Source organism: Vibrio sp. 378, assembly GCF_033339435.1.
This window is the reverse complement of the sequence record NZ_JAWOUO010000006.1, coordinates 306711-328768: the sequence shown is the minus strand read 5'-3', so window position 1 is coordinate 328768 and position 22058 is coordinate 306711. Positions and strand designations below refer to the sequence as shown.

General features: G+C 44.7%; 23 protein-coding genes. 16 read left to right on the top strand and 7 right to left on the bottom strand.

Annotated elements, in window-relative coordinates; translation table 11 throughout:
• The first annotated feature begins 38 nt into the window (after positions 1 to 38).
• Positions 39 to 1076 (top strand): DUF3549 family protein, encoded by a 1038-nt coding sequence (locus R7Q48_RS13890; RefSeq protein WP_033905517.1) that lies wholly within the window; start codon positions 39 to 41, stop codon positions 1074 to 1076.
• Positions 1077 to 1089: 13 nt separating this feature from the next.
• On the top strand, positions 1090 to 1389 hold the full coding sequence (locus tag R7Q48_RS13885) for a DUF3301 domain-containing protein (protein WP_005380315.1): 300 nt from the start codon (positions 1090 to 1092) through the stop codon (positions 1387 to 1389).
• Here the strand turns inward: R7Q48_RS13885 and R7Q48_RS13880 are convergent.
• Entirely contained in the window at positions 1349 to 1834 is a 486-nt protein-coding gene (locus R7Q48_RS13880) for a GNAT family N-acetyltransferase (protein WP_025768243.1), read from the bottom strand. The genes R7Q48_RS13885 and R7Q48_RS13880 overlap by 41 nt on opposite strands.
• A gap of 932 nt (positions 1835 to 2766) precedes the next feature.
• Here R7Q48_RS13880 and R7Q48_RS13875 point away from each other — a divergent pair.
• From R7Q48_RS13875 to R7Q48_RS13840, 8 genes are all read left to right on the top strand, one after another.
• Positions 2767 to 3060, top strand: coding sequence for a hypothetical protein (locus tag R7Q48_RS13875; protein WP_005391777.1), 294 nt, complete (start codon positions 2767 to 2769; stop codon positions 3058 to 3060).
• Entirely contained in the window at positions 3057 to 3506 is a 450-nt protein-coding gene (locus R7Q48_RS13870; protein WP_005380310.1) for a YaiI/YqxD family protein, read from the top strand. The genes R7Q48_RS13875 and R7Q48_RS13870 overlap by 4 nt, the downstream gene beginning before the upstream one ends.
• Before the next feature lie 194 nt (positions 3507 to 3700).
• Positions 3701 to 4690, top strand: a complete 990-nt coding sequence (locus tag R7Q48_RS13865; protein ID WP_318132335.1) for a ketoacyl-ACP synthase III — start codon at positions 3701 to 3703, stop codon at positions 4688 to 4690.
• Complete coding sequence (locus tag R7Q48_RS13860) at positions 4687 to 5673, top strand: NAD(P)-dependent oxidoreductase (protein WP_318132334.1); 987 nt, start codon at positions 4687 to 4689, stop codon at positions 5671 to 5673. Before R7Q48_RS13865 ends, R7Q48_RS13860 begins: the two co-directional genes overlap by 4 nt.
• Positions 5642 to 6505 carry an MBL fold metallo-hydrolase gene (locus R7Q48_RS13855; protein ID WP_053349822.1) on the top strand — a complete coding sequence of 288 codons (864 nt, stop codon included), beginning with the start codon at positions 5642 to 5644 and terminating at the stop codon, positions 6503 to 6505. The genes R7Q48_RS13860 and R7Q48_RS13855 overlap by 32 nt, the downstream gene beginning before the upstream one ends.
• The gene (locus tag R7Q48_RS13850) at positions 6493 to 7761 is read left to right on the top strand and encodes a F390 synthetase-related protein (protein WP_395230381.1); all 1269 of its coding nucleotides are present in this window, start codon (positions 6493 to 6495) and stop codon (positions 7759 to 7761) included. The genes R7Q48_RS13855 and R7Q48_RS13850 overlap by 13 nt, the downstream gene beginning before the upstream one ends.
• Positions 7749 to 8861, top strand: a complete 1113-nt coding sequence (locus R7Q48_RS13845; RefSeq protein ID WP_262607094.1) for an ATP-grasp domain-containing protein — start codon at positions 7749 to 7751, stop codon at positions 8859 to 8861. Before R7Q48_RS13850 ends, R7Q48_RS13845 begins: the two co-directional genes overlap by 13 nt.
• On the top strand, positions 8858 to 9931 hold the full coding sequence (locus tag R7Q48_RS13840; protein WP_167415394.1) for a hypothetical protein: 1074 nt from the start codon (positions 8858 to 8860) through the stop codon (positions 9929 to 9931). The genes R7Q48_RS13845 and R7Q48_RS13840 overlap by 4 nt, the downstream gene beginning before the upstream one ends.
• Positions 9932 to 10037: 106 nt before the next feature.
• On the opposite strand, the gene R7Q48_RS13835 is transcribed toward R7Q48_RS13840, so the two are convergent.
• The 3 genes from R7Q48_RS13835 to R7Q48_RS13825 form a co-directional block, all read right to left on the bottom strand.
• Positions 10038 to 11624 (bottom strand): AbgT family transporter, encoded by a 1587-nt coding sequence (locus tag R7Q48_RS13835; protein WP_005380301.1) that lies wholly within the window; start codon positions 11622 to 11624, stop codon positions 10038 to 10040.
• A 229-nt stretch (positions 11625 to 11853) separates the two neighbouring features.
• Positions 11854 to 11979, bottom strand: a complete 126-nt coding sequence (ykgO, locus tag R7Q48_RS13830; protein WP_005380299.1) for a type B 50S ribosomal protein L36 — start codon at positions 11977 to 11979, stop codon at positions 11854 to 11856.
• A 3-nt stretch (positions 11980 to 11982) separates the two neighbouring features.
• A complete protein-coding gene (locus R7Q48_RS13825) occupies positions 11983 to 12243 on the bottom strand; it encodes a type B 50S ribosomal protein L31 (RefSeq protein WP_005380295.1) in 261 nt (86 codons plus the stop codon).
• A gap of 123 nt (positions 12244 to 12366) precedes the next feature.
• On the opposite strand from R7Q48_RS13825, the gene tsaA reads away from it, so the two are divergent.
• From tsaA to R7Q48_RS13800, 5 genes are all read left to right on the top strand, one after another.
• Positions 12367 to 13062: a tRNA (N6-threonylcarbamoyladenosine(37)-N6)-methyltransferase TrmO gene (gene tsaA, locus R7Q48_RS13820; protein ID WP_005380294.1), complete on the top strand. Its 696-nt coding sequence runs from the start codon at positions 12367 to 12369 to the stop codon at positions 13060 to 13062.
• A 111-nt stretch (positions 13063 to 13173) separates the two neighbouring features.
• Positions 13174 to 14889 (top strand): proline--tRNA ligase, encoded by a 1716-nt coding sequence (locus R7Q48_RS13815; protein ID WP_017820763.1) that lies wholly within the window; start codon positions 13174 to 13176, stop codon positions 14887 to 14889.
• A 179-nt stretch (positions 14890 to 15068) separates the two neighbouring features.
• The gene (locus R7Q48_RS13810) at positions 15069 to 15737 is read left to right on the top strand and encodes a tellurite resistance TerB family protein (RefSeq protein ID WP_017820764.1); all 669 of its coding nucleotides are present in this window, start codon (positions 15069 to 15071) and stop codon (positions 15735 to 15737) included.
• 111 nt (positions 15738 to 15848) lie between these two features.
• Positions 15849 to 16055 (top strand): YaeP family protein, encoded by a 207-nt coding sequence (locus R7Q48_RS13805; protein ID WP_005391765.1) that lies wholly within the window; start codon positions 15849 to 15851, stop codon positions 16053 to 16055.
• Positions 16055 to 16246, top strand: a complete 192-nt coding sequence (locus R7Q48_RS13800) for a DUF4250 domain-containing protein (protein ID WP_005380289.1) — start codon at positions 16055 to 16057, stop codon at positions 16244 to 16246. The genes R7Q48_RS13805 and R7Q48_RS13800 overlap by 1 nt, the downstream gene beginning before the upstream one ends.
• A gap of 104 nt (positions 16247 to 16350) precedes the next feature.
• Here the strand turns inward: R7Q48_RS13800 and R7Q48_RS13795 are convergent, their stop codons facing one another.
• The gene (locus R7Q48_RS13795) at positions 16351 to 17715 is read right to left on the bottom strand and encodes a sodium-dependent transporter (protein ID WP_005391763.1); all 1365 of its coding nucleotides are present in this window, start codon (positions 17713 to 17715) and stop codon (positions 16351 to 16353) included.
• A 378-nt stretch (positions 17716 to 18093) separates the two neighbouring features.
• Here R7Q48_RS13795 and R7Q48_RS13790 point away from each other — a divergent pair, with 378 nt between their 5' ends.
• Positions 18094 to 20640: an Ig-like domain-containing protein gene (locus R7Q48_RS13790; protein ID WP_167415395.1), complete on the top strand. Its 2547-nt coding sequence runs from the start codon at positions 18094 to 18096 to the stop codon at positions 20638 to 20640.
• A gap of 91 nt (positions 20641 to 20731) precedes the next feature.
• Here the strand turns inward: R7Q48_RS13790 and R7Q48_RS13785 are convergent, their stop codons facing one another.
• Together R7Q48_RS13785 and R7Q48_RS13780 are read right to left on the bottom strand one after the other, a co-directional pair.
• Positions 20732 to 21475 carry a YggN family protein gene (locus R7Q48_RS13785; RefSeq protein ID WP_167415396.1) on the bottom strand — a complete coding sequence of 248 codons (744 nt, stop codon included), beginning with the start codon at positions 21473 to 21475 and terminating at the stop codon, positions 20732 to 20734.
• A gap of 61 nt (positions 21476 to 21536) precedes the next feature.
• Entirely contained in the window at positions 21537 to 22016 is a 480-nt protein-coding gene (locus R7Q48_RS13780; RefSeq protein ID WP_167415397.1) for a GreA/GreB family elongation factor, read from the bottom strand.
• Between the last annotated feature and the right edge of the window lie 42 nt (positions 22017 to 22058).

Sequence of the window (22058 nt, the reverse complement as noted above, 5' to 3'; positions counted from 1 at the left end):
CCATTTCTTGTGAAAAGAACGTTAGGACGTCGTATTTAATGGAAAACATTCAAACCCTCACTCAACTGTTGAACAACAGCCACTGTGATTATCAAATCTTCGATCTTGGTCGCCGTATCAAAACCATCGCTAAGAAAGAGTTTACCGATGTAGAAAAAGGTCAAGCACCTTACCCATTTCCAATGCAACGTAAAGCACACCTTGCCATCGCGTACTGGAATGAACAAAAGCAACCTTGGATTTGGTTTCTAAAGTTTGAATTGGACGAGCGCGGTTTGTTAAAGCAAGCGGATATCGGCAATTTCATTAAATACGTAGTGGAGGCTATGGGAACACGCCTCAATGATGATATCACTGAAGAGCAACAGCAAAAGCTGTCTAACAACCCATACACTTTCAAACCTTCCGAAGATAAAATGGCCGTGTTTCATAGCCAGGTCCGCGCAAACCTCAATCTTCCTACCAGCCAATATTACGAGCATACCCAGCATTACTTTTCTGGAGGTTTAGGCTGGGATAATTGGCAAACTGTAGGTCTGCAAGGTATCACAGACATAGCCGCTCGCCTGGACAAAGAGCAAAACGGGGTAATGATACGCAAAGCGTTGAACCACCTACCAAATGAGCCACTTTATGCCCTATTAGGTGCGCTTGAGCATGTAGAGCTTCAAGAGCGTTTAGCAGAACGTATCGCGGAAAAGGCACAGCAAGAAATCGCAAGTAGCGAACCTGATCTCTTCCTACTTTCAGCACTTATCCGAGCCCTTGCTGGTGCACCAACAGAAGTCGCCTCTCCAGTATTAGATGCGATATTGCATAGCCCTCGTTTAAGCCATCAGGAGGTTTTGATTGGTGTTGCGGGTCGCGCTTGGCACTTACTCGCCAATGAAAAGGTAGCAGAACAGTTTTTGCTGCGTTTAGCTCAAACCGGTAATCAAGCCCTATTTAATCAGTTATTTGCCGATTTAGTGATGCTGCCAGAGTTAAGAATGGTGTTATTGCCTTTGCTGCATTCAAACCCATCAGAGGAACTAGCAAATGCGCTAGTAAGCTTACAACAAGCAACAAAAAGCTAAGAAAGGTTCAGGAATGATTGGTGATCTTTTAGCAATTTTAGGGCTCTGCTTTTTCTGTTACCTGTTTTGGCAACAGCGTCGCCAAGCCGAACTCGCAAAAGCGGCCATCACGCGTAAATGTGAGCAATTGGATCTCCAATTAATCAGCATCGCCTTTGGTGCCCATAAACTAAAAACGCCAGACGGAGTCTGGCGTTGGCATACGGTGTATCAATTTGAGTTTTCATCTCTTGGTGACGATTGCTACCAAGGAGAGTTAACCATGGTCGGTTTCAGGCCGCAGAACTTTCACCTACCACCGCATCGCTTGTAAATTCCATTTCAAAGTAAGGACCATATACATCCTTACTTTCTTTTGTTTTAACAAATCCCAGCTTTTTCAGTACCGCCATAGAAGCCTGATGATTACTATTCACGTTAGCTTTCACCTTATTCAAGCCCAACTCACGGCACGCTTTGGGGAAAAATGCTTTTAGTGCTTCTGTTGCTAACCCTTTACCCCAATATGATTTATCAAAAATAAACCCTAATTCAGGTTCGGAATCGAGATTAGCAATGAACACGTGCCCCATATAGTCACGACTGGTGCTCTCTAGCACTGCCATACTATAAATGTTCTCATCATCCAGTATTTTCTCAAACATCTGTTTGGCAGACGCAACTGTATACGGACCATTCAATTCAGCACGGTTTTTCGCACAGCAATTCAGCATGACGAATTCTAGTTGCAACGACTCATTGTAGGGTAGAAGAAGCATTCTTCTGGTTACTATGGCCACATCTGTTCCTTGATTACAACAAACTTAATCTATCCGCAGATCACAAACTCGATGAGCTGAACATGCTCAATGATTGCGGGCATAACACCTTGTAGAGAAGCCGAAAGTTAAACCAACTGGTTGGAAAGGATATTGATCTGAGTTGTTTTTTATTAAGTGTTATTAGGAATTTATATATTTTGTGATATTGATATCCCCAAGTAACATCGAGATGCTTAATTCAATGAGAGCACTGGATATCGTTTTTATATAAGAAAGACCCCGACACATAAGTATCGGGGTCATGGTCTTACTCGCAGCAGTCCGGCTACTAAAAGTGCTCCATGCATCATCCATAATAGTGGCTGATTCCGTCAGCTTATTCCTTACGTCGCCGTCCTAGCGGTGTCCTTATCATCCTGACTGCTAACATTCCTCGTTAGCACACGTCACTTGTTCCTTGAGCGGTGTCCCTTGCATCTTCCTGATGCTGTCCATAACCTCAATCCTAGAGGGGTCCATTGTCTATCCTTAGTCATCAACATCCTATTGATGATCGTATCCTTACAATGTCCTACGCTCCATGCTTGATTAATCATCCTGACCAACCAAATCGTCTTCCTGACGATAACCAAATCCTTGGTGCTTTCCTGTTCCATGTCTGCTTCCTGCTGACAACTCTCAATTTACGCCTTTTCCAAAAATAGACAATCTATCCAAGATAAATATTTGGCCCTCACATTGGTTAACAAGTTGTTAAATCATTATTTATCATAAACTTAAGCTCCTTATCTTCTCTTTTTCCGCTTACGAAATCGTTTTCTCTCACAACCTATGTAAGAGATCTCTCACACTACACTCTCCAAAATGCCATTCGCCAAATCAGCGCACTCAACGTATGATGATAGATATATCGTTGTTAAGGATTAAAAATGTTAACTCAAGACGTTACTAAAGAATTAGAAGCGGCAATGGAACAGTTGCAACAACAAGGAAAAGAGCCAACCGTAGCGTTAGTGAAAGCACGATTGAAAACGCCAGTTCCAATGCCAGCGTTAATCACCGCAATAAAAAGTTGGAAGAGTGCTCAACGCGTACCCAAGGTTGAAATCGCAGCGCAGCACCACACCGATAATGATCGTCTTGAAGCCCTAGAGCGCACCGTAAAAATGCTAGCCATTCGTATTGAAGAGTTAGAAGCGAAACTCAGTGAGAAATCATCATGAAGTTATGGGTAGATGCAGACGCGTGTCCGAAAGTTATTCGCGAAACCATTGTGCGTGCCGCCGAGCGTACGGGGATTGAATGTACGTTTGTCGCTAACCACGTTGTCCCTGTGCCGAAAAGAGACAACATCCACTCGCTGCAAGTCCCTGCGGGATTTGACATCGCAGACAACGAAATCGTCAAGCGTGTGGAAGCCAACGATTTGGTGATCACGTCAGATATTCCGCTTGCAGATGAGGTTATCTCTAAAGGCGCTCAAGCCCTCAGTTCTCGTGGCGAGCTCTATACAAAAGACACCATCAAAGCTCGCCTAAATATCCGCGACTTTATGGAAACCATGCGTTCAAGCGGAATTCAGACAGGTGGGCCCGCCGCGCTTTCTCAAACCGATCGACGCGAATTTGCAAACCATTTGGATCGTATTTTGGCGAAATTTAAGAAGTAACCTTCACTCTATTCAAATTGAGCCAGCAAATAAAAGCCTGGCTCATTCCTGAAAATTCATTCTCAGCATTGCACCCAAAGCGTGCTCTTACTCCCATTTGTTTTGTTCTGTTTATTTTTCATCTTGCTCGCCATAGCTTCAATATGCAACGTGGTTTATTTTGAACGACGTTTTTAATAAGTGTATAGAGAATAATGGGCTTTAACATCGTTTCCAGTGGAAGCTACCTGCCAACGAATCAATGGTCTGCTCGAGAGATGGATCGCTTCCTAAAATTAGCGCCAGGGACCTGCCGAAATAAATTCGACGTTGAATATCGTCATGTAGCCAATACAAAAGAGACCGCTATTTACATGGCAGTGCAGGCAATAGAGCAGTGTTTAGGAAACACACATACCTTAAGCTCCGTTGATCTTCTTATCTACGCTAGCGGCACACACCACCAGTCTCTACCCTACGACGCCTCAGCGGTTCTCGCCGCGTTAGACGCTCCAACATGGCTAGAAAGCTTTGATTTGAACAGCACCTGTTTATCCTTTCTCTCTGCGCTTGATCTTGCTCAGAGTCTATTCTTAGCAAAACGATACCGTCGGATTCTTATTGTCACCAGCGAACTCGCCACTGGCATCACACTGAATCGAAATTTTACGCTCAAACCAGAAGTTGCAACGCTATTCGCAGACGGTGCCGCCGCATTTTTGCTCGAAGAACGCAACGATGATGGATTGCTCACCAGTCACTTTGAAACGCATCATACCGGGTATTCATTTTGTCAAATTAAGGGCGGAGGTAGTCATATCAATCCGCATACCTCCGAGCATCAAGCCTATTTAAAAAGTTGCCAGTTTGAGATGGAGGGCAAAGCACTCTTTAAACATGTGCGTAAAGCCTTACCAGCGTTTCTAAAAAAAGGGTTTGACGCCTCTCCGGTAACACTCGGCGATATTGATTATTTTCTTCCTCATCAAGCCAGCGCGCATGGATTAAAAAAACTGCCTTCACTCACCGGGCTACCAACAGAGAAAACCGTTAATCACTTTTCGACTTTGGGAAACCAAGTCGCCGCCTCACTCCCAATTAACTTACACTGGCTGCGTAATCAGCCAGAAACCGCAGGAAAACATGTGTTATTAGCTGGCACCGCCGCAGGGTTGTCACTAGGGATGGGAGTGCTAAAACTATGAAGATATTGGTCACTGGTGGCAGCGGGATGTTGGGTAGCGCAATTCTGAGAATGTTTCACCAGCAGCATGAACTGCATTTTACAGCACGAAATACAGTCATCTCTAAACAACTCGCCGAGCAATTCGATGTTATCCCACATATAGTCGATTTAAGAGACCACTCAGCAGTTCATGCGGTATGCCAAGGTATGGATGCAATCATCCATTGTGCCGCTCTCTCAAGCCCATGGGGAAAGTGGCAGGCGTTTTATCAAGCCAATGTAGATGCCACCAAAAACCTCGTCAATGCGGCTAATACCTATCAAATCTCGCGTTTTATCCATATTTCCTCCACCAGCGTCTACTTTGACCATCAAGACCGTTGGAATATTCGAGAAACCGACGCCATAGCTTCATACTGGTGTAATGATTATGCACACACAAAATACCTATCGGAAATTGAAGCCGTAAAAGGCCAAAGCAAAGCGATCATTTTAAGACCGCGTGGCATTTTTGGACCCAATGATCGCGCGATTATCCCAAGAGTGCTTAAGGCGATAAAAAACAACACTCTGCTTCTGCCATCGGGTAGAAATCCTGTGGTTGATCTGACCTATGTCGACAACGTTGCCCATGCAGCGATGCTCGCTTGCACTCAGGCAGGCCAACTTCAGCATGGTGATGTGTTCAACATTTCCAACAACGAACCAATGCCAATTGAGACTGTTCTGCAAGCTTTATGTGAGGGGTTAAACCTAAAAGTAACGTTACAATCATTACCATACGGTGTGGTATCACCATTATTAAAGCTCAGTGAGCAAATACGAAGGCACTTACCACATCAGCCAGAACCAAGGCTCACCTCATACAGCGCAGGATTATTTAACTATCATCAAACTCTGGATATCAGCAAGGCGAAACAAACACTGAATTACCAACCGCTTTTTTCAATTCAAGAAGGAATACAGCAGTATGCAAACTGGTCTAAAAATAAAAATCTTTGAGGCTGGACACTGCGTACACCCAGGCTTTGTTGTCAAACCAGGTTCTGGTATCAAGCCTAGAGCATTTCCGGCAGCCGTTGCGTTAATTCAGCACCCAACACAAGGCAACATCCTGTTTGACACGGGATATCACGAGCATTTTTTTAGCGCGACTCGCCCCTTCCCTGAACGTTTTTATGCTTGGACAACACCTTGTCGCTATAAAAAAGAACACGGAATTGTTGCGCAGTTAGCAAAAGAAAGTCTCAAACCTCATGATATTGAACACTTAGTACTCTCCCACTTCCATGCTGATCACATTGCTGCCGTGTCTGAGTTTTCCCACTCTCAATTGCATTGCCAACAAAAAGGGGTGGATGCAATTACTAAAAGTGGTCGAATTGGAGGCGTAAGAAAAGGATACCTAAAAGCTCTACTTCCTCCACAACTTGAATCTAACTTATTCATTCATAGTGACTTTTCTGTACCAATCAGCCAAATTCTTCCTCAGTGCCAAGGTGTTAATTTGCTCTGTAAAGACATGTTCGACGACGGATTCATTTATATGGTTAGCTTGCCAGGCCATGCTGCGGGTCAAGTGGGCCTATTAGTTAAGAGAGAACGAGATTGGATGTTCTTACTCGCCGATGCATGTTGGTTAATTGAGAGCTTGAGTGAAAATATCGATCAGCATTGGCTGGCTAACATGCTTTGCGATGACACAAAGGCCTATAAAAACACCCTCTCCGAGTTGAGAAGTTGCTACCAACAAACCCACCACTTTGTTCGCTTCGTGCCTTCACATTGTCAGGAAACTATCCAGCAGCTAATCAAAGAAGGGTGGATGAAGTGATAACGCTTATCTCAGAATTCTGGCGAACCCGCTACCGCCCTTTCGGTTCAAGGGAACAAGTCGAAGCTTGGCAGCAACGACATTTAACGCAACACCTAGATTGGGTATGCTGTCATTCACCGTATTACCGCTCACTTCAAGGTGCAGTACTTAGTGATTTCCCTATCATGAATAAGCAAACCATGATGGAGAACCTCTCGGAGTTGAATACGAAAGGCTTAGATGCTGAACAGCTAATGCAACAAGCACTCGAAGCAGAACAGTCACGCAACTTCGCCGCTTCGAAAGTTGGCGATGTTACTGTTGGGCTTTCTTCGGGCACATCAGGCATGCGCGGGTTGTTTCTTGCTGACAAACAGGAAACGCAACTGTGGGCTGGCAATATATTGGCTCGCCTGTTGCCCAACCTATGGCAAAAGCACCGAATTGCGCTAGCCTTGCGCGCCAACAGCCCACTGTATAAATCCGTCGCGAAAGGCCCTGTCACATTCTTTTATGCGGATTTAACTAAACCTTACCAAGAATGGATAAAAGAGTTGGATGAGTTCCAACCCACGCTTTTGGTTGGTAGTGCGCAAGCTCTTCAGCTCTGCGCCCAGTTCAGCGGTCAATTTGGTCAACCCGAAATTCAACCACAGCGGATCATTTCTGGTGCAGAAGTCCTAACTGAGAGTGACCGTCACTTTATTTCTCAACGGTTCGACAGCGAACTCCATGAAGTCTATCAATGTACCGAAGGTTTTCTTGCATGTACTGATCAGCATGGACAAATGCGCTGGAATCAGGATGTTATTTACATCGAAAAACATTGGCTGAATACCGAACGTACTCATTACAGCCCAATTATCACCGATTTTCGTCGTAAAACTCAGCCCATTATTCGTTATCAGCTCGACGATATTATTGAGAATAAACAGGATAATGGCGTATTTGAACCTCTTGGCACGATTGCCGGACGATGTGGTGATCGCCTCACGCTAAACGCAAACCACGTCCCAGTTACGGTGTTACCAGATCTCATCTACCGCGCTATAACACTATCTGCCAAAGGTCGCGTGGATTACCGAATCACCCAAACAGGGTCACAAGCCATTCAAATTGAAGCGGATGTTCACCACCATCGGGTTATACACCAAGCCTTGATAAAGTTGTTTGACCAATTGCGGCTTGATCCTGTCAGATTTAGTTACCGCCCTGCGCCTATTTGGACGCCAATGAATAAACAACGACGTGTGGTGAACATATGCGGGTCTTAATCACCGGAGCCCGAGCACCAGTTGCACTAGAGTGGGCAACCATGTGTATGCATCATGGGCATGAAGTAATTCTCACCGATTCGCTAAAAAAGCCTCTGGGATCGTTTTTGCGAGGTATCGAGTCTTATATACCCACCGCTTCACCTCGATTTGCGTTTCCCACCTATCAACAGCAGATCCTAAAAATCATTACTCAGATGCGTATTGATATAGTGATACCCACTTGTGAAGAAGTGTATTACTTGGCTCATGTTGCCAAACAATGCCCAGAAGTAGATTTTTTTCTGCCCAATGTAGGACTACTCAATGCCCTGCACAACAAGTTGACCGTCTTTGAACAGCTTCAAGGTTTGCCAGAAATCACACTTCCAAAAACTCGTTTGGTCGCTGATAAAAGTGAGATTGAAATTAATAAGAGAACCGTTCTAAAGCCCGTTTACTCTCGGTTTGGCGGGCAAGTCATAAGAGATGTGACGACTCAGTCTATTTCTGCCGCCACGATATCGCCCCTTTACCCTTGGGTTCAGCAACAAAAAATCCATGGGACTCCGGTGTGTAACTATGCCATTTTTGAACATGGTGACCTTAAAGCACACCAAGCTTATGTGCCGAAATACTGTGTAAACGGCTCGGCCGCCAGTGCTTTTCAGCCGATCTCATGCAAACGACTAGATACATTTATCGCAGCTTTTGGTAAACGTCATACTTATCATGGGCAAGTGTCGTTTGACTTCATCAAATCACAAGATGAACTCTACGTGATTGAATGTAACCCAAGAGCCACCAGTGGTTTGCACCTACTCTCGTCTAGATGCAGTCAACTGCTCCCTAATATGGCATTTACTGCCCCTTCCAAACAGCGACTGCATCATTTAGGGCCAATAACACTCATCGCTGAAGGTGGGTTATCCCTGTTCAAGGCTCGAACTTGGCAAGATTGGTGGTCTGGAGTGAATGTGATGCAACAGCATAACTTACCGGTCGGGAGCCAAATCCGGAGTATGTTTGAATTACTCCGGTTAGCTAGGCAGAACAAGACGAAGTGGAGCGACGCTTCTACCGTTGATATTGAGTGGAATGGAGAGGCATTGAACTCATGACACTTTCCTCTCAAGAATGGCATCAAACCTTTATCACTCTTATGCAGTCAAATCCTATTGATGAATGCACAGCAAGCTTTGGTTGCTACTATATCGATGATGTTGCCATTCCTTACTCCGTAACACCAAAAATACCAAACAACTGTTATGCAGTCTCCCCTATGACACTGCTTAGTGGCTACGCCGAAGAAGAGCTTCACAAAGTAAAAAATGTGGCTGTTCGATGGGTATGTAAGTTACTTATTAATATGACTAAACCAATCTTATCATTGGCTGGATTGGATCAAGTCCAAACGCTCAACAATCAGTGCTTGTCCACCAATATGTATAGCGAACAATGGGCAGCCTTAAATCTCGATGAACTGCGTCGCGTCGCACTCGATCAATACCCCACCTTTCCCTTGGTGCTTCGCTCCCTCAACCAGCGTCAGCATTCACACTTAATTCAGCGATTGAAGCAGCCAAAATGGCAAAGCTTGGTAACACGACAAGTGTATTTACTTGATGATTGGCAAGCGTTCAGCTTCAACCGAGATTTAACGAAAGACTTCAAACTGCTTAATGATAAAGATTGGCAGTTTAGGCCACTGACCACTGATGAAGAGTTTCAGCGTGCCAAAGAGTTATATGACATGCTTTACCTTGATAAATACAGCCTCAATAACATCCAGTTTTCAACCCAATATTTAAAACAGGCGAGCCAGAACAAATTAGTACAGTTAGTGGGACTGTTTTATCAAGAAGAGATGCTGGCTACGTTAGGCATTGTAGAAATTGATTATGATATGACTTGCCCAGTTTTTGGCTACGATACCAATAAGCCACAACGCCTCGCATTGTATCGTCGAATATCGGCCTATACCATCCGCCATGCAATGATATACCAGCGTCGCTTTAATATGAGCTCAGGCGCTCCGGCTTTTAAACGCAACAGAAAAGCCCGGCCAGAAATTGAATTTAGCTATGTTTATATTGCGCACTTACCTTGGTACAAACGCATAATTTGGAAAAGCTTGTGCTGGCTCACTCAGCACTTTTATCGCCCTTTGTTGATACGTTTTCAGCTATAAACCGACATCTATAATCAGGTAAGCCTGCGTACACAGTCTCAATCGATAAAAAAGCCTGCGACGTTCGCAGGCTTTTTATAATGGAGCTGTGTGAGGTAACCGTTTTCTACGGTGTGTAGTATGTTGCTGCGCCAGGGCCTACTGGTAAACCAAATACGAATACCCATAGGTAGAACAGCACACTCCAACCTACAATGAAGCAGATTGAGTAAGGTAGCATGGTCGCGATCAGCGTACCGATACCTAAGTTCTTCATGTAACGAGTCGCTACGGCAAGAATCAAACCAAAGTAGCTCATCATTGGAGTAATGATGTTTGTCGTCGAGTCACCAATTCGGTAAGCAGCCTGAATCGTTTCCGGTGCATAACCAACAAGCATCAACATAGGAACAAAAATCGGAGCCGTTACTGCCCACTGTGCCGATGCCGAACCAATCATTAGGTTGATAAAGCCACACATCAGGATGAAGGCAAAGAACAACATTGGACCAGTTAAGCCAATTTCTTGCAGGAAGCTAGCGCCAGCAACCGCGAATACCTGACCGAAGTTAGTCCATTTAAAGAAAGCAACGAACTGAGCCGCAAAGAAAACTAATACAATGTACATGCCCATAGAAGACATAGATTTCGCCATTGCATCAATTACATCGCGATCCGTCTTCATCGTGCCAACAACTTTACCAAACACAAAGCCTGGAATAGCAAAGAACACAAAGATGAATGCCACGATACTTTTCAGGAATGGTGAACCTGCAATTGTACCTGCATCAGAACGTAGAATGCCGTCTTCTGGAACAACCGTCCAAGCAAGCAGCGCTGAAACAACCAGTACAGCAACACCTGCTAGTTTTAGGCCTTTCTTCTCAATGTCTGTTAAGCCACCCATTTTGTCGTTCGACAAATCTTCTGATGCTTCTTCTTCACTGTATTTGCCAAGCTTTGGCTCAACAATTTTTTCAGTAACAAACGCACCTGTGATTGCAATGAAGAATGTCGACACAAACATGAAGTACCAGTTAACTTCTGGACCAACAGTGTAAGTTGGGTCAATCATTTGCGCCGCCGTTTCAGTAATGCCTGACAACAGCGGGTCAACCGTACCAATAAGTAGGTTTGCTGAGTAACCACCAGATACACCAGCGAACGCCGCAGCAAGACCGGCAAGTGGATGACGACCTAAAGAATGGAACAGCATTGCAGCCAGTGGAATAAGTACCACATAGCCAAGCTCTGATGCCGTATTTGAAATGATACCCGCGAAAACGACCGTCACTGTTACCATGCGTTGAGATGCACCCATGACTAAGCCACGCATTGCTGCAGATAGCAAGCCTGAGTATTCAGCAATAGCAACACCCAACATCGCAACCAATACCGTACCCAAAGGTGCAAAGCCGACAAAGTTTTTCACTAGATTGGTAACGATTAGTTCAAGGCCATCAGCGTTAAGCAAGCTAACGACATGAATCATGCCATCCGCGGCACGACCTTTTGCACCCTCAGGACGAGGATCAACTACGGAAACTTCGAAGTATCCTGCAATACCCGACATCACCAGAATGGCTAAACAGAAAATGGCAAATAGTGTGATCGGGTGGGGTAATAAGTTCCCCAAATATTCGACAGTATCCAAAAAGCGCGTAAACAGCGGCTTCTTAGGCGAGTTTTGTTTAATTGAATCAGATGAACTCATCTGTTCCCTCCTTGTTTTTATTCCTATGCAAATGTGACAAAAATGTCAAAAAGCGTGCGAAGGGTACTTGAGTAGAAGGTCAAATAAAAGCCCTAAATGTTACAAACTGTGACGAACAGAGGCATTTATAACCAACATTGAATAAAAATGTAGATATTTCATCCATGTAAGATAATTAACTCAACATTATCAATTAAACAAAACCATAAGTTAGATATATGCTGGCTGATTACTTTTGCACAGCTTTGAATCTCGGGTTCGTTTTACAAATGACATAAAGACGCCCTCTCCGTTTTACAATCTGACAATCCGGATGACGACTTTTTGCACTTTTTAATGATTTTACTACCTTCATGATTTATTCCTTTTCGCTCTTAAATTGACCAAAACGACGGTTGAAGTTCGCAATTCGACCTTCGGTTTGTACAACGCGCTGTTTACCGGTGTAATACGGGTGAGAAGCTGACGACACATCTAACGTAAAGTAAGGGTAAGTTTTGCCATCTTTCCATTCGATGGTTCTCTCCGTTTTCAATGTAGAACCAACGACAAAGTACTTATCTACACTGGTGTCGTGGAACACCACAGGACGATATTCAGGGTGGATTCCTGGTTTCATAATACTTTTCCTTTCAATTAAATTGTTATGTTATAACATTTTAATTAATAATCATTATCAACAATAAAAGCAAGAGAAATTTGTGATACTTTTCATCTCAATGAATTCTTAAAGATGTCCACCATGTATTCCATCGAACCCATCGGCGTCATTGAGACACCGTACAAAGAAAAGTTTGCAGTTCCGCGCCAACCACGCTTAGTACCAGAGGCTAAAGCACGCGTAAAACTGTTAGGTGCAGCAAATAGCCCTGAAGCAGTGCGTGGGCTAGAACAGTTCTCTCACGTTTGGTTGTTGTTTCTATTTGATCAGAACCTGGAAGCTGGTTGGAAACCAACTGTACGTCCGCCACGATTAGGCGGCAATGAACGAATTGGTGTCTTTGCCTCGCGCTCGACTTTCCGTCCAAACGGAATCGGAATGTCAGCCGTTGAAGTGAAAGGAGTCACTAAGCAAGGCGATCAAATCTATCTTGATTTAGGCAGTGTAGATCTCGTGGATGGGACACCGATTGTGGATATTAAGCCTTATATCCCCTATTCGGATTCTATTTCGGAAGCACAAGGCGGATACGCAGACCAAGAGCCAGAAAAGTCACAAGTCACCTTTTCTGCTCAAGCATTAGCAACGATAGAAAATCGATCCGATACTGACTATGTAAGATCAGTCATTGAACAAGTTCTGGCACAAGATCCTCGCCCTGCATATAAGAAAAACAAGCCGGACGACAAAGAATATGCGGTAAATTTGTTCGACTTGAACGTAAAGTTCACAGCAACAAGCAACTTAATAACGGTTACCGCTATTGAAAGCTTTTGACAAACGCAATTGGCTGATATTATAGACGGCTAACAAATTTCCCTTTCGGGAACTCCCATACTCCTGCTTATTCAAGCTTGAGTATCTAACTTAAATAAACGGATAAATTTAATGCGTACCAGTAATTATCTTCTTTCTACTCTGAAGGAGACTCCAAACGACGCAGAAGTAGTGAGCCACCAGCTCATGCTACGTGCAGGTATGATCCGTAAGCTGGCTTCAGGTTTATACACCTGGCTACCTACTGGTCTACGTGTACTGCGTAAAGTCGAAAACATCGTTCGTCAAGAAATCGACAATGCAGGCGCAGTCGAAACTTTGATGCCCGTTGTTCAGCCGTTTGAACTATGGGAAGAGACAGGCCGCAGCGAAAAGATGGGCCCTGAGCTACTTCGCTTTACTGACCGTCATGTTCGTCCGTTTGTACTTAGCCCAACCGCTGAAGAAGTGATCACTAGCCTTGTTCGCAATGAAGTGAGCTCTTACAAACAGCTTCCGCTAAACCTGTACCAAATCCAAACTAAATTTCGTGACGAACGACGCCCACGTTTTGGCGTAATGCGTTCACGTGAATTCTCAATGATGGATGCGTACAGCTTTGACATTGATAAAGACGGACTACAAAAGTCATACGACGCAATGCACGATGCTTACTGTAAAGCATTCGATCGCATGGGTCTGGATTACCGTCCTGTACTTGCAGATAGCGGTGCTATCGGTGGTAGCGGCTCTCAAGAGTTCCACGTACTGGCTGAAAGCGGCGAAGATATCATCGCATTTTCTAGCGAGTCAGATTACGCGGCAAACATTGAAAAAGCAGAAGCACTAGCTCCAGCCTCTGAGGCTGCGGCACCAACACAAGAAATGACGTTGGTTGATACGCCAAACGCGAAAACAATCGCTGAATTGGTTGAGCAGTTCGAACTACCAATTGAAAAAACAGTGAAAACACTGTTTGTGAAAGCATCTGACGAAGTTGATACGCCAATCATCGCGCTTATTATTCGTGGTGATCATGAACTGAACGAAGTGAAAGCAGAAAACCTTCCTCAGGTTGCAGCTCCATTGGAAATGGCATCTGAAGAAGAAATTCGTGAGCTTATCGGTGCAGGCCCTGGTTCACTAGGCCCTGTTGGCCTTAAACTGCCGTTCATTGTTGACCGCAGCGTTGCGGTAATGAGCGACTTCGGTGCGGGCGCGAACATCGATGGCAAACACTACTTCGGTATTAACTGGGGTCGTGATGTAGAGCTTGGTCAAGTTGAAGACCTACGTAACGTTGTGGAAGGTGACCCAAGCCCATGTGGCAAGGGCATTATCCAGCTTAAGCGTGGTATCGAAGTTGGCCATATCTTCCAACTAGGTAACGCTTACTCCGCAGCGATGAACTGTGGTGTACTGGGTCCTGATGGTAAGAACGTCATCCTAGAAATGGGTTGTTACGGTATCGGTATCACTCGCGTAGTAGCGGCTGCTATTGAACAAAACCACGACAAATACGGCATCATCTGGCCAGATGCAATCGCACCATTCCAGGTAGCGATCGTTCCAATGAACATGCACAAGTCAGAAGAAGTGAAAGAAGCCGCTGAGAAATTGTACGCTGAGCTAACGGCAATGGGCATCGAAGTGCTATTTGACGACCGTAAAGAACGCCCAGGCGTAATGTTCTCTGACATGGAGCTTATTGGTGTACCGCATACAATTATTATCGGTGACCGCTCAATGAAAGAAGGCAACTTCGAATACAAGAACCGTGCTACTGGTGAGAAAACAGCAGTCGCAATGACTGACATTGTTGAGCACGTAAAAGCTCAACTAAAGTAAGCACTCGACGAGTTCGCATTTGAAGTAGTTTCAAATAGTTAAAAAGGGTTGGCTTCGGTCAGCCCTTTTTTATTACAGCTCAACATCCTCCCTCCACCTTTTTCGAACTATTCACTTTGTTAATCTTTGGTTCAGCTTCTTGCTATTAAACTGATTTCATCATCTAAAGGAGGTCAGTTATGGATTTAAAAAGTCTTCTAAACCAAGCACTCAAATCAGACTTACTTAAGCAAGGTGCAGATGCATTGGGCAAACAAACCAACAACATCAAATCCTCATCAAATTCAAGTAGCCTAAAAACGCTAGGAGCAGGTGCTGTAGGCGGAGGCCTCATAGGTATGCTGATGGGCTCAAAGAAAAGTAAAAAAATGACTAAAAAAGTAGGGTCAAGCGCATTAAAAGTCGGTGGCGCAGCTGCGCTTGGAGCCTTGGCCTACAAAGTGTATAACGACTGGCAAGCCAAGCAATCCGGTCAAGGTGTTCAAGAAACCTTTGACCCCGATGACAGTAAACACAGTGTCTTAATTTTAAAAGCAATGATTGGAGCTGCAAAAGCTGATGGTCACGTTGATGAAGAGGAAATGGCGCGCATTGAACAAGCTCTCGCGGATATGGGCGCAGATGAGCACGTTCGTCACCTCGTTCAGCAAGAGTTAAACAAACCGCTTGATCCTGCTGAAATTGCTAATCAGGCGACCTCTCCTCAACAAGCGTCAGAAATTTACCTAGCGTCTTTGATCGTCGCTGATGAACAAAACTTTATGGAAAAAGCGTATCTGCAAGAACTAGCAAAACAACTTCAACTTTCACCAGAAGTCACTCAGCAGTTAGAAGCACAAATGCAGTGATTAAATCTCGCTCAAGCAAACCTTTAACTTGAGCCAAAACAACTCTGTACTTTGAGTTTCAAATCCGCTGTGTGTATATTGAGATAAGTTATCATTTAGTGGAAAGAAAACATGCAAGTATACGGCTGTTGTGAACTGGTTCGTGAGCTTTATGCTCAGATTGGTAGTGGCGATCAAGCTTATATTCCCCAAGCAATTTCATGTGCAGTTAAAGCACTGAACGATGTTGCAGCGGATGAATCGCTACCAAAAGAAGTGCGTGAAAAAGCGGCATTTGCTGCGGCAAACCTACTGATTTCAGATTTTGAGGATAAGTAATGAATCTAGCGAACTTTGAATCCATGGATCCTGTCATGCTGATGAGCATTGTGAATATGAAGCTACGCGACGACTTCGGTGGTGACTTAGATAAACTGGTGGCTTTCTTCGATATCGAACGCACAGCACTGGAGACAAAACTGGCTTCTGCTGGTTTTGACTTTCTTCCAGAAGCAGGACAATTCCGTTAATCAACACCATTCTTGGCGGATAACCGAAACGAGAATAACCAATATCAAAAAGGGCTTGATGAGTTACCATCAAGCCCTTTTCTTTTATTCGATAGGCGTCTCGGTTAGCCAAATGAAGCCCAGATGACTGTCGCCACAAGAATTGGACATACAAACTTCACATACGCAGGCCATAACTTACCAAACCAACCTTGCGTAAACTCCGGGCAACCTTGCTCAAGTTCTTTGATTTTTGAGTTGCGATTCCATACCCAACCACCAAATAAGCAGAATAAGAGCGCAGCGGTTGGTTGTAGATATTGAGTAGCAACCGTCGCGACCATACCAAACAGAGCGCCAAAGTTATAAACAATCACCACACTGAACAAGGCAATGAGACCACCTAAAACCCAGCTCGTTGCGCTGCGCTTAGTATTGAAGCGCTCACTCACTAAAGCCACTGGACACTCTAACATTGAAATGGAGGACGTTAGCGCCGCAATCGTCAGTAATAAGAAGAACACAATAGAGAACAATTGACCAAGCAAACCTAAACTATCAAACATTAGTGGCAATACCGTAAACACTAACGTATCTGAGCTTAATAGAGAGCCATCTTCTGCATAGATTTGAACGCCCTTTTGCATTGCCACAAACATCGCTGGCATCACCACTAATCCTGCAATGAAAGCAACGGCAGTATCTACCATGGTCACGTTCATCGCCATCTTTGGTAGGTTTTCTTTCTTACTCAAGTAAGATCCGTAAATCAACATTGAGCAGCCACCGATCGTAAGCGAGAAGAAGCCCTGTCCCATTGCAGCAAGAATCAACTTGCGGTCCCATACCTTTTCAAAATCCGGCACTAGGTAATGTTTCAGACCTTCCATCGCACCGTTTTGCGTCATGATGTAAGCAAATAGCAGAGCAAACAGAACAAACAATGCTGGCATCAAACGTGTGGACCACTTCTCAATACCTTGTTTTACGCCACCTTGTACGATGAGAATCGTCAGTACATAAAAAGTAATGGTTCCGAACAAGTTACGTTCAACACTAAAGCCCTTTAGCCATTGAGTTGCAGCTTCTAACCCCATTAGATCTGTGATTGCACCCAGTAAAAAGCAGATCAACCAACCACCAACAATTGAATAAAACGCTAAGACAGCGCTTGGTACGCTTAAACCAATCCAACCCACAATGCCGCCGAGCTTTTTACCGGCAGGGTTATCTGTGATTGCACGCATACTGTCTACAGGGTTGGCTTGACCATGGCGACCAATCGCCATTTCAACCACCAGCATCGGAAATGCGACGATAAGAATCATCACCAAATAAACTAACAGGAAAGCACCGCCACCATTACTGGCTGCTTGAGTTGGGAAGCCCCAAATATTGCCAAGGCCAACTGCGGCACCTGCGGCAGCTAAGATGAACCCGAGACGAGAGCCAAAATGCTCGCGAGGCTGAGAAGAGGTTTGCTGTGTCATACTACTCACACAAAAATATCATTGAACTAGCTAACTAGTACACTATAGCAATATTCACTATTCAACAAGAGCACCTCGGTTAAATCCTCGACAGTTGAAACAATTTGTAGTCATTCAGCTTGTAAATTTTAACGTACATCTCATATTCATCGCTCAAAAGCCTCGCGACTGTTGTTCGTTTTACGTGGCTGAATTTTACCAATCCTTCTGCCGTGAAGTGAGCCGAAAAATAATGAGCTCTGGTGTAAGGGACGAACTGTTCCTCGTGATACTGTGTCGAAAAGCAGAATATTGTGCTTCGCTTTTTCCCCCTAATGTCTATTTATCAGCTAGTTATTACTCTGTTCTCATTTATACCCATGATTCAAGGAGAGGAAAATGAAGGTCACCCTACTTCACGGAGCGATGGTTGTAGCACTCAGCGCCAGCTACCAAGCTCAAGCCTATAACTGTCAAAGTCTACCCGACTGGGACAGCACTGCGACTTATACATCGGGCGCTTTAGTAAAAACGCAAGGAGCCGCTTATGAGGCTGCATATTGGACGCAAGGCAATGACCCCGTGACCAACTCAGGATCTTGGGAAGCATGGAAAGCGTTAGGGCAATGCGATGGTGGAAGCAACAACTTATCACCAACGGTGTCGTTCTCCTCTCCAATAAACAACGCACAAATTCCCGAAGGCAGTGCGATCACTTTGTTAGCCAACGCAGCTGACGAAGATGGCCAAATCACACAAATTGAGTTTGTTGCAGGCAACCAAACCGTTGCTGTGGTAACTCAAGCACCATTCGAAGCTTCTTGGACAGCTATTGAAGGGATCTCGCAATTGACCGCAATTGCGACAGATAATGAGGGAGCTGTTAGCACCACGACGATTTCTATCCAAGTTCAACCACAAGTCGAATTACCGCCACCAAGCATTTCATTGACAAGCCCAGTAGGCACAGAAGTGCTTAATGTAGGCGATAACCTAACCGTAGCCGCTCAAGCTGACGATATTGATGGAGTGGTCACACAAGTTGAGTTCTTCGTAAACAATCAATTTGTCGCCATTGATACTAGCGCACCTTACGAATATCAATGGACCGCTAGTCCAGGTACATACTCGTTCAAAGCACAAGCGACTGATGATACAAACCTCGCAACGATGAGCCAAGAAGTTGCGCTGGTTATTAGTAATTCAGAAACCGGAACGGGCGGATGTGCAGATGCAGTACCTTATGTGGCAGGCACAAGTTATCAAACTGGCGACCTGGTTTCTCACTTCAACCAAAAATATCGTTGTGATGTTGCTGGTTGGTGCTCCTCGGATGCGACATGGGCTTACGAGCCTGGTGAAGGGCTATACTGGCAAGATGCTTGGAGTGGCCTAGGTGCTTGTTCGACACCACCGCAAGTTACCATTACGGCACCAACGGATGGACAAGTCGTGCTCGCTGGCAGCAATAACGAAATCACGGCAAACGCAAGCGATGCTGATGGCACAGTCACGCAAGTTGAGTTTTTTGCGAACAACACCAGCTTAGGGGTCACCACTCAAGCGCCATATTCCGTTACTTGGAACGCCACACTTATTGGCGCTAACCAGCTTAAAGCCGTCGCAACCGATAATGATAACAACACGTCAGAGTCCCTGGTTGGTGTGGAAGTCAGCGATAAAGATTTGGTCGTCTCTCTGACTTCACCAAGCAGCGGTCAGACCACCGGATTAGGCAAAAGCCTCGCATTAAGCGCCGATGCAACGTCTTTAACTTCAGGCATTAAACACGTTGATTTCATGATCAACGGCTCTATTGTTGCAACCGATACCACGGCACCTTACACAGCCAACTGGACACCAACTGCACTTGGTAACTTTACAGTTAGCGCCCAAGCTGTGGATTTGTCAGGAAGCAATGCATTGTCTGACGCCGCAGCAATAACGGTGGTTGAGCAAGTAGATAAACGCCATAAACTCATCGGTTACTGGCACAATTTTGTAAATGGAGCGGGCTGTCCAATTCGTCTAGCGGATATGGCAGATGCTTGGGATGTGATTGATATTGCCTTTGCTGAAAATGATCGCAACAGTGATGGCACCGTGCACTTTAATCTATATTCAGGCGATATTTACAGCGATTGTCCAGCACTCGATCCAACACAATTCAAGCAGGACATGGCAGCGCTTCAAGCTAAAGGTAAGAAGTTTGTTCTCTCTCTTGGCGGCGCAGAAGGCACGATTACGCTGAATACCGACCAAGATGAAGCCAACTTTGTCTCTAGCCTAACAGGTCTTATCGCTGAGTGGGGCTTTGATGGTCTAGATGTGGATTTAGAGAGTGGTTCTAACTTAGTTCATGGCTCGCAAATTCAAGCTCGCCTTGGTCGTGCTTTGCTTCAAATAGAGCAAAACATGGGTGGAGATATGTACCTAACCATGGCGCCTGAGCACCCTTATGTTCAAGGTGGTTATGTGGCTTACAGCGGTATTTGGGGGGCGTACATCCCTGTGATTAACGAGACACGCAGCACGCTCGACTTGCTTCACGTCCAGTTATATAACAACGGCGGTTTGCCAAACCCATACCTGCCAGGCAGTGCACCAGAAGGCTCTGTGGATATGATGGTAGCGCAATCTAAAATGCTTATCGAAGGTTTTGAGTTGGCCGATGGCACTCAATTTGCACCATTGCGCGATGATCAAGTCGCAATCGGTTTACCTTCAGGTCCTAGCTCGGCAAATTCAGGGCAGGCTCCAACACAGAATATTATCAACGCACTAGATTGTTTAACCAAAGGCACTTCATGTGGCACCGTTAAACCAGCGTACTATTACCCGAATTATGCAGGAGTAATGACATGGTCTATCAACTGGGATCAACATGATGGTTTTAACTTCTCAAAACCTGTCGGCGATAAACTCACCGAGATGAATGCGCAATAAGTTATCAAAGAATAAGCGAGTAAAACGCAAAGAGAGCACAATCGTGCTCTCTTTCTTTATCTCATTGAGTTTTTTACTTTTTAATGAGTAATTAAATCGTAAATACTCGGTAATCTTTTAGCTCAGGGATTTTCTTCAACAGATCGTCTTCTTGCCCTGCCATGTCATCCAGCGAATCGCACAAGTCTTCTGCTTGTTGTTCTACCTCTTTCGAATGCTCAGCTAAACGCTCTTCTACTTTCGCGCTGAGTTCAGCCATACTCTCCGATAATGCAGTGAGGTTTATTCCCCCCTCTTCCTTCATTTTTTTCGATAAAGCATCCAACGAACTCGCTAAAAACTCTTTATTGAAGATCTCTTGTGCTTTTGCAAAGTCTTTAGTCCACCCTTGTGTCATAGACTCAAAACTCTCCGCCGGCAGGATGAAATCACCATCTTTGTAGTAACGTGATTCAACATCAGCGAAAAAGTCCTTTACTGCGACTTTTACATTATCAAACGCACCAGGTGCATCGAGGCTTTCCGCAACATCATCAATAATATCATTCGCAAGCGCTAAACCATCACTCGCCAATTGCTTTGCTTGTGGAATATACGCGTTCATTTTTTCGCGATAGTCTTCAATTGCCGCTTTCTGTTCAGAATTGAGTTCAATTAGCTCACCTTTGATGAAGAGGTTGTTATCCTCATCCACGACAGCTTTATCACCTGTCGTTTGGCGAATTTCCAAGCTTTGCCCATCCATACGGACTTCATTATTGATGTCCACACGACACTGCGCTGCATAACCAGTAGCACTGACCATCAGCAATGAGAGTGTAAAAAGCTTTTTCATGTCATTCTCTTTTATTTAACATTACTCGTGTTAAACATAACACTGAGTGATACATGAGATGTCAGCAAATCGTCACGACTTCGTAACAATTTGTTTTATCTCCTATTTTTACGTCAACCTCATCACCTTCTTCTTTTCCGAACAACGCTCGACCCAGAGGAGATTTAGCTGTTAAGACAAAGACTTCCTGAGCCTGATATTGAACAGTCAAACCACCAGAGCAAGGGCCTACAAAGAAGTGCTTTTCGATCAAATTCTCATCTGCGAGAACAACGTAAGCACCAACACCAACAGGCGCATTCTTAAAGTCGCGAGTCACTAAAGAACGATATTGACGCAATTCCTCTTCACTATCTTGGATTCGCATGGCTTGTCCATGAGCAAGATACGCGGCTTCAAGTGCCAATGTATCGTACTTGTGCTCGGGAACAGTTTCTTCATCTGTCGCGGCATCGATAGCTCGCTGAGCCGATGCATGGGCAACTTGAAGTTTTTCTTCCAGATGTTGGATGATAATTTGGACTAAGTCAGCTTTGTTCATACTTTTAGGACGCGCGTTTGGCACTCAGGGTGTGTTAATGTA

Bases quoted from the DNA above. Each gene is read 5' to 3' on its own strand.
- R7Q48_RS13890 (WP_033905517.1), top strand. From the start codon at position 39: ATGGAAAACATTCAAACCCTCACTCAACTGTTGAACAACAGCCACTGT.
- R7Q48_RS13885 (WP_005380315.1), top strand. From the start codon at position 1,090: ATGATTGGTGATCTTTTAGCAATTTTAGGGCTCTGCTTTTTCTGTTAC.
- R7Q48_RS13880 (WP_025768243.1), bottom strand. From the start codon at position 1,834: ATGCTTCTTCTACCCTACAATGAGTCGTTGCAACTAGAATTCGTCATG.
- R7Q48_RS13875 (WP_005391777.1), top strand. From the start codon at position 2,767: ATGTTAACTCAAGACGTTACTAAAGAATTAGAAGCGGCAATGGAACAG.
- R7Q48_RS13870 (WP_005380310.1), top strand. From the start codon at position 3,057: ATGAAGTTATGGGTAGATGCAGACGCGTGTCCGAAAGTTATTCGCGAA.
- R7Q48_RS13865 (WP_318132335.1), top strand. From the start codon at position 3,701: ATGGGCTTTAACATCGTTTCCAGTGGAAGCTACCTGCCAACGAATCAA.
- R7Q48_RS13860 (WP_318132334.1), top strand. From the start codon at position 4,687: ATGAAGATATTGGTCACTGGTGGCAGCGGGATGTTGGGTAGCGCAATT.
- R7Q48_RS13855 (WP_053349822.1), top strand. From the start codon at position 5,642: ATGCAAACTGGTCTAAAAATAAAAATCTTTGAGGCTGGACACTGCGTA.
- R7Q48_RS13845 (WP_262607094.1), top strand. From the start codon at position 7,749: ATGCGGGTCTTAATCACCGGAGCCCGAGCACCAGTTGCACTAGAGTGG.
- R7Q48_RS13840 (WP_167415394.1), top strand. From the start codon at position 8,858: ATGACACTTTCCTCTCAAGAATGGCATCAAACCTTTATCACTCTTATG.
- R7Q48_RS13835 (WP_005380301.1), bottom strand. From the start codon at position 11,624: ATGAGTTCATCTGATTCAATTAAACAAAACTCGCCTAAGAAGCCGCTG.
- ykgO (WP_005380299.1), bottom strand. From the start codon at position 11,979: ATGAAGGTAGTAAAATCATTAAAAAGTGCAAAAAGTCGTCATCCGGAT.
- R7Q48_RS13825 (WP_005380295.1), bottom strand. From the start codon at position 12,243: ATGAAACCAGGAATCCACCCTGAATATCGTCCTGTGGTGTTCCACGAC.
- tsaA (WP_005380294.1), top strand. From the start codon at position 12,367: ATGTATTCCATCGAACCCATCGGCGTCATTGAGACACCGTACAAAGAA.
- R7Q48_RS13815 (WP_017820763.1), top strand. From the start codon at position 13,174: ATGCGTACCAGTAATTATCTTCTTTCTACTCTGAAGGAGACTCCAAAC.
- R7Q48_RS13810 (WP_017820764.1), top strand. From the start codon at position 15,069: ATGGATTTAAAAAGTCTTCTAAACCAAGCACTCAAATCAGACTTACTT.
- R7Q48_RS13805 (WP_005391765.1), top strand. From the start codon at position 15,849: ATGCAAGTATACGGCTGTTGTGAACTGGTTCGTGAGCTTTATGCTCAG.
- R7Q48_RS13800 (WP_005380289.1), top strand. From the start codon at position 16,055: ATGAATCTAGCGAACTTTGAATCCATGGATCCTGTCATGCTGATGAGC.
- R7Q48_RS13795 (WP_005391763.1), bottom strand. From the start codon at position 17,715: ATGACACAGCAAACCTCTTCTCAGCCTCGCGAGCATTTTGGCTCTCGT.
- R7Q48_RS13790 (WP_167415395.1), top strand. From the start codon at position 18,094: ATGAAGGTCACCCTACTTCACGGAGCGATGGTTGTAGCACTCAGCGCC.
- R7Q48_RS13785 (WP_167415396.1), bottom strand. From the start codon at position 21,475: ATGAAAAAGCTTTTTACACTCTCATTGCTGATGGTCAGTGCTACTGGT.
- R7Q48_RS13780 (WP_167415397.1), bottom strand. From the start codon at position 22,016: ATGAACAAAGCTGACTTAGTCCAAATTATCATCCAACATCTGGAAGAA.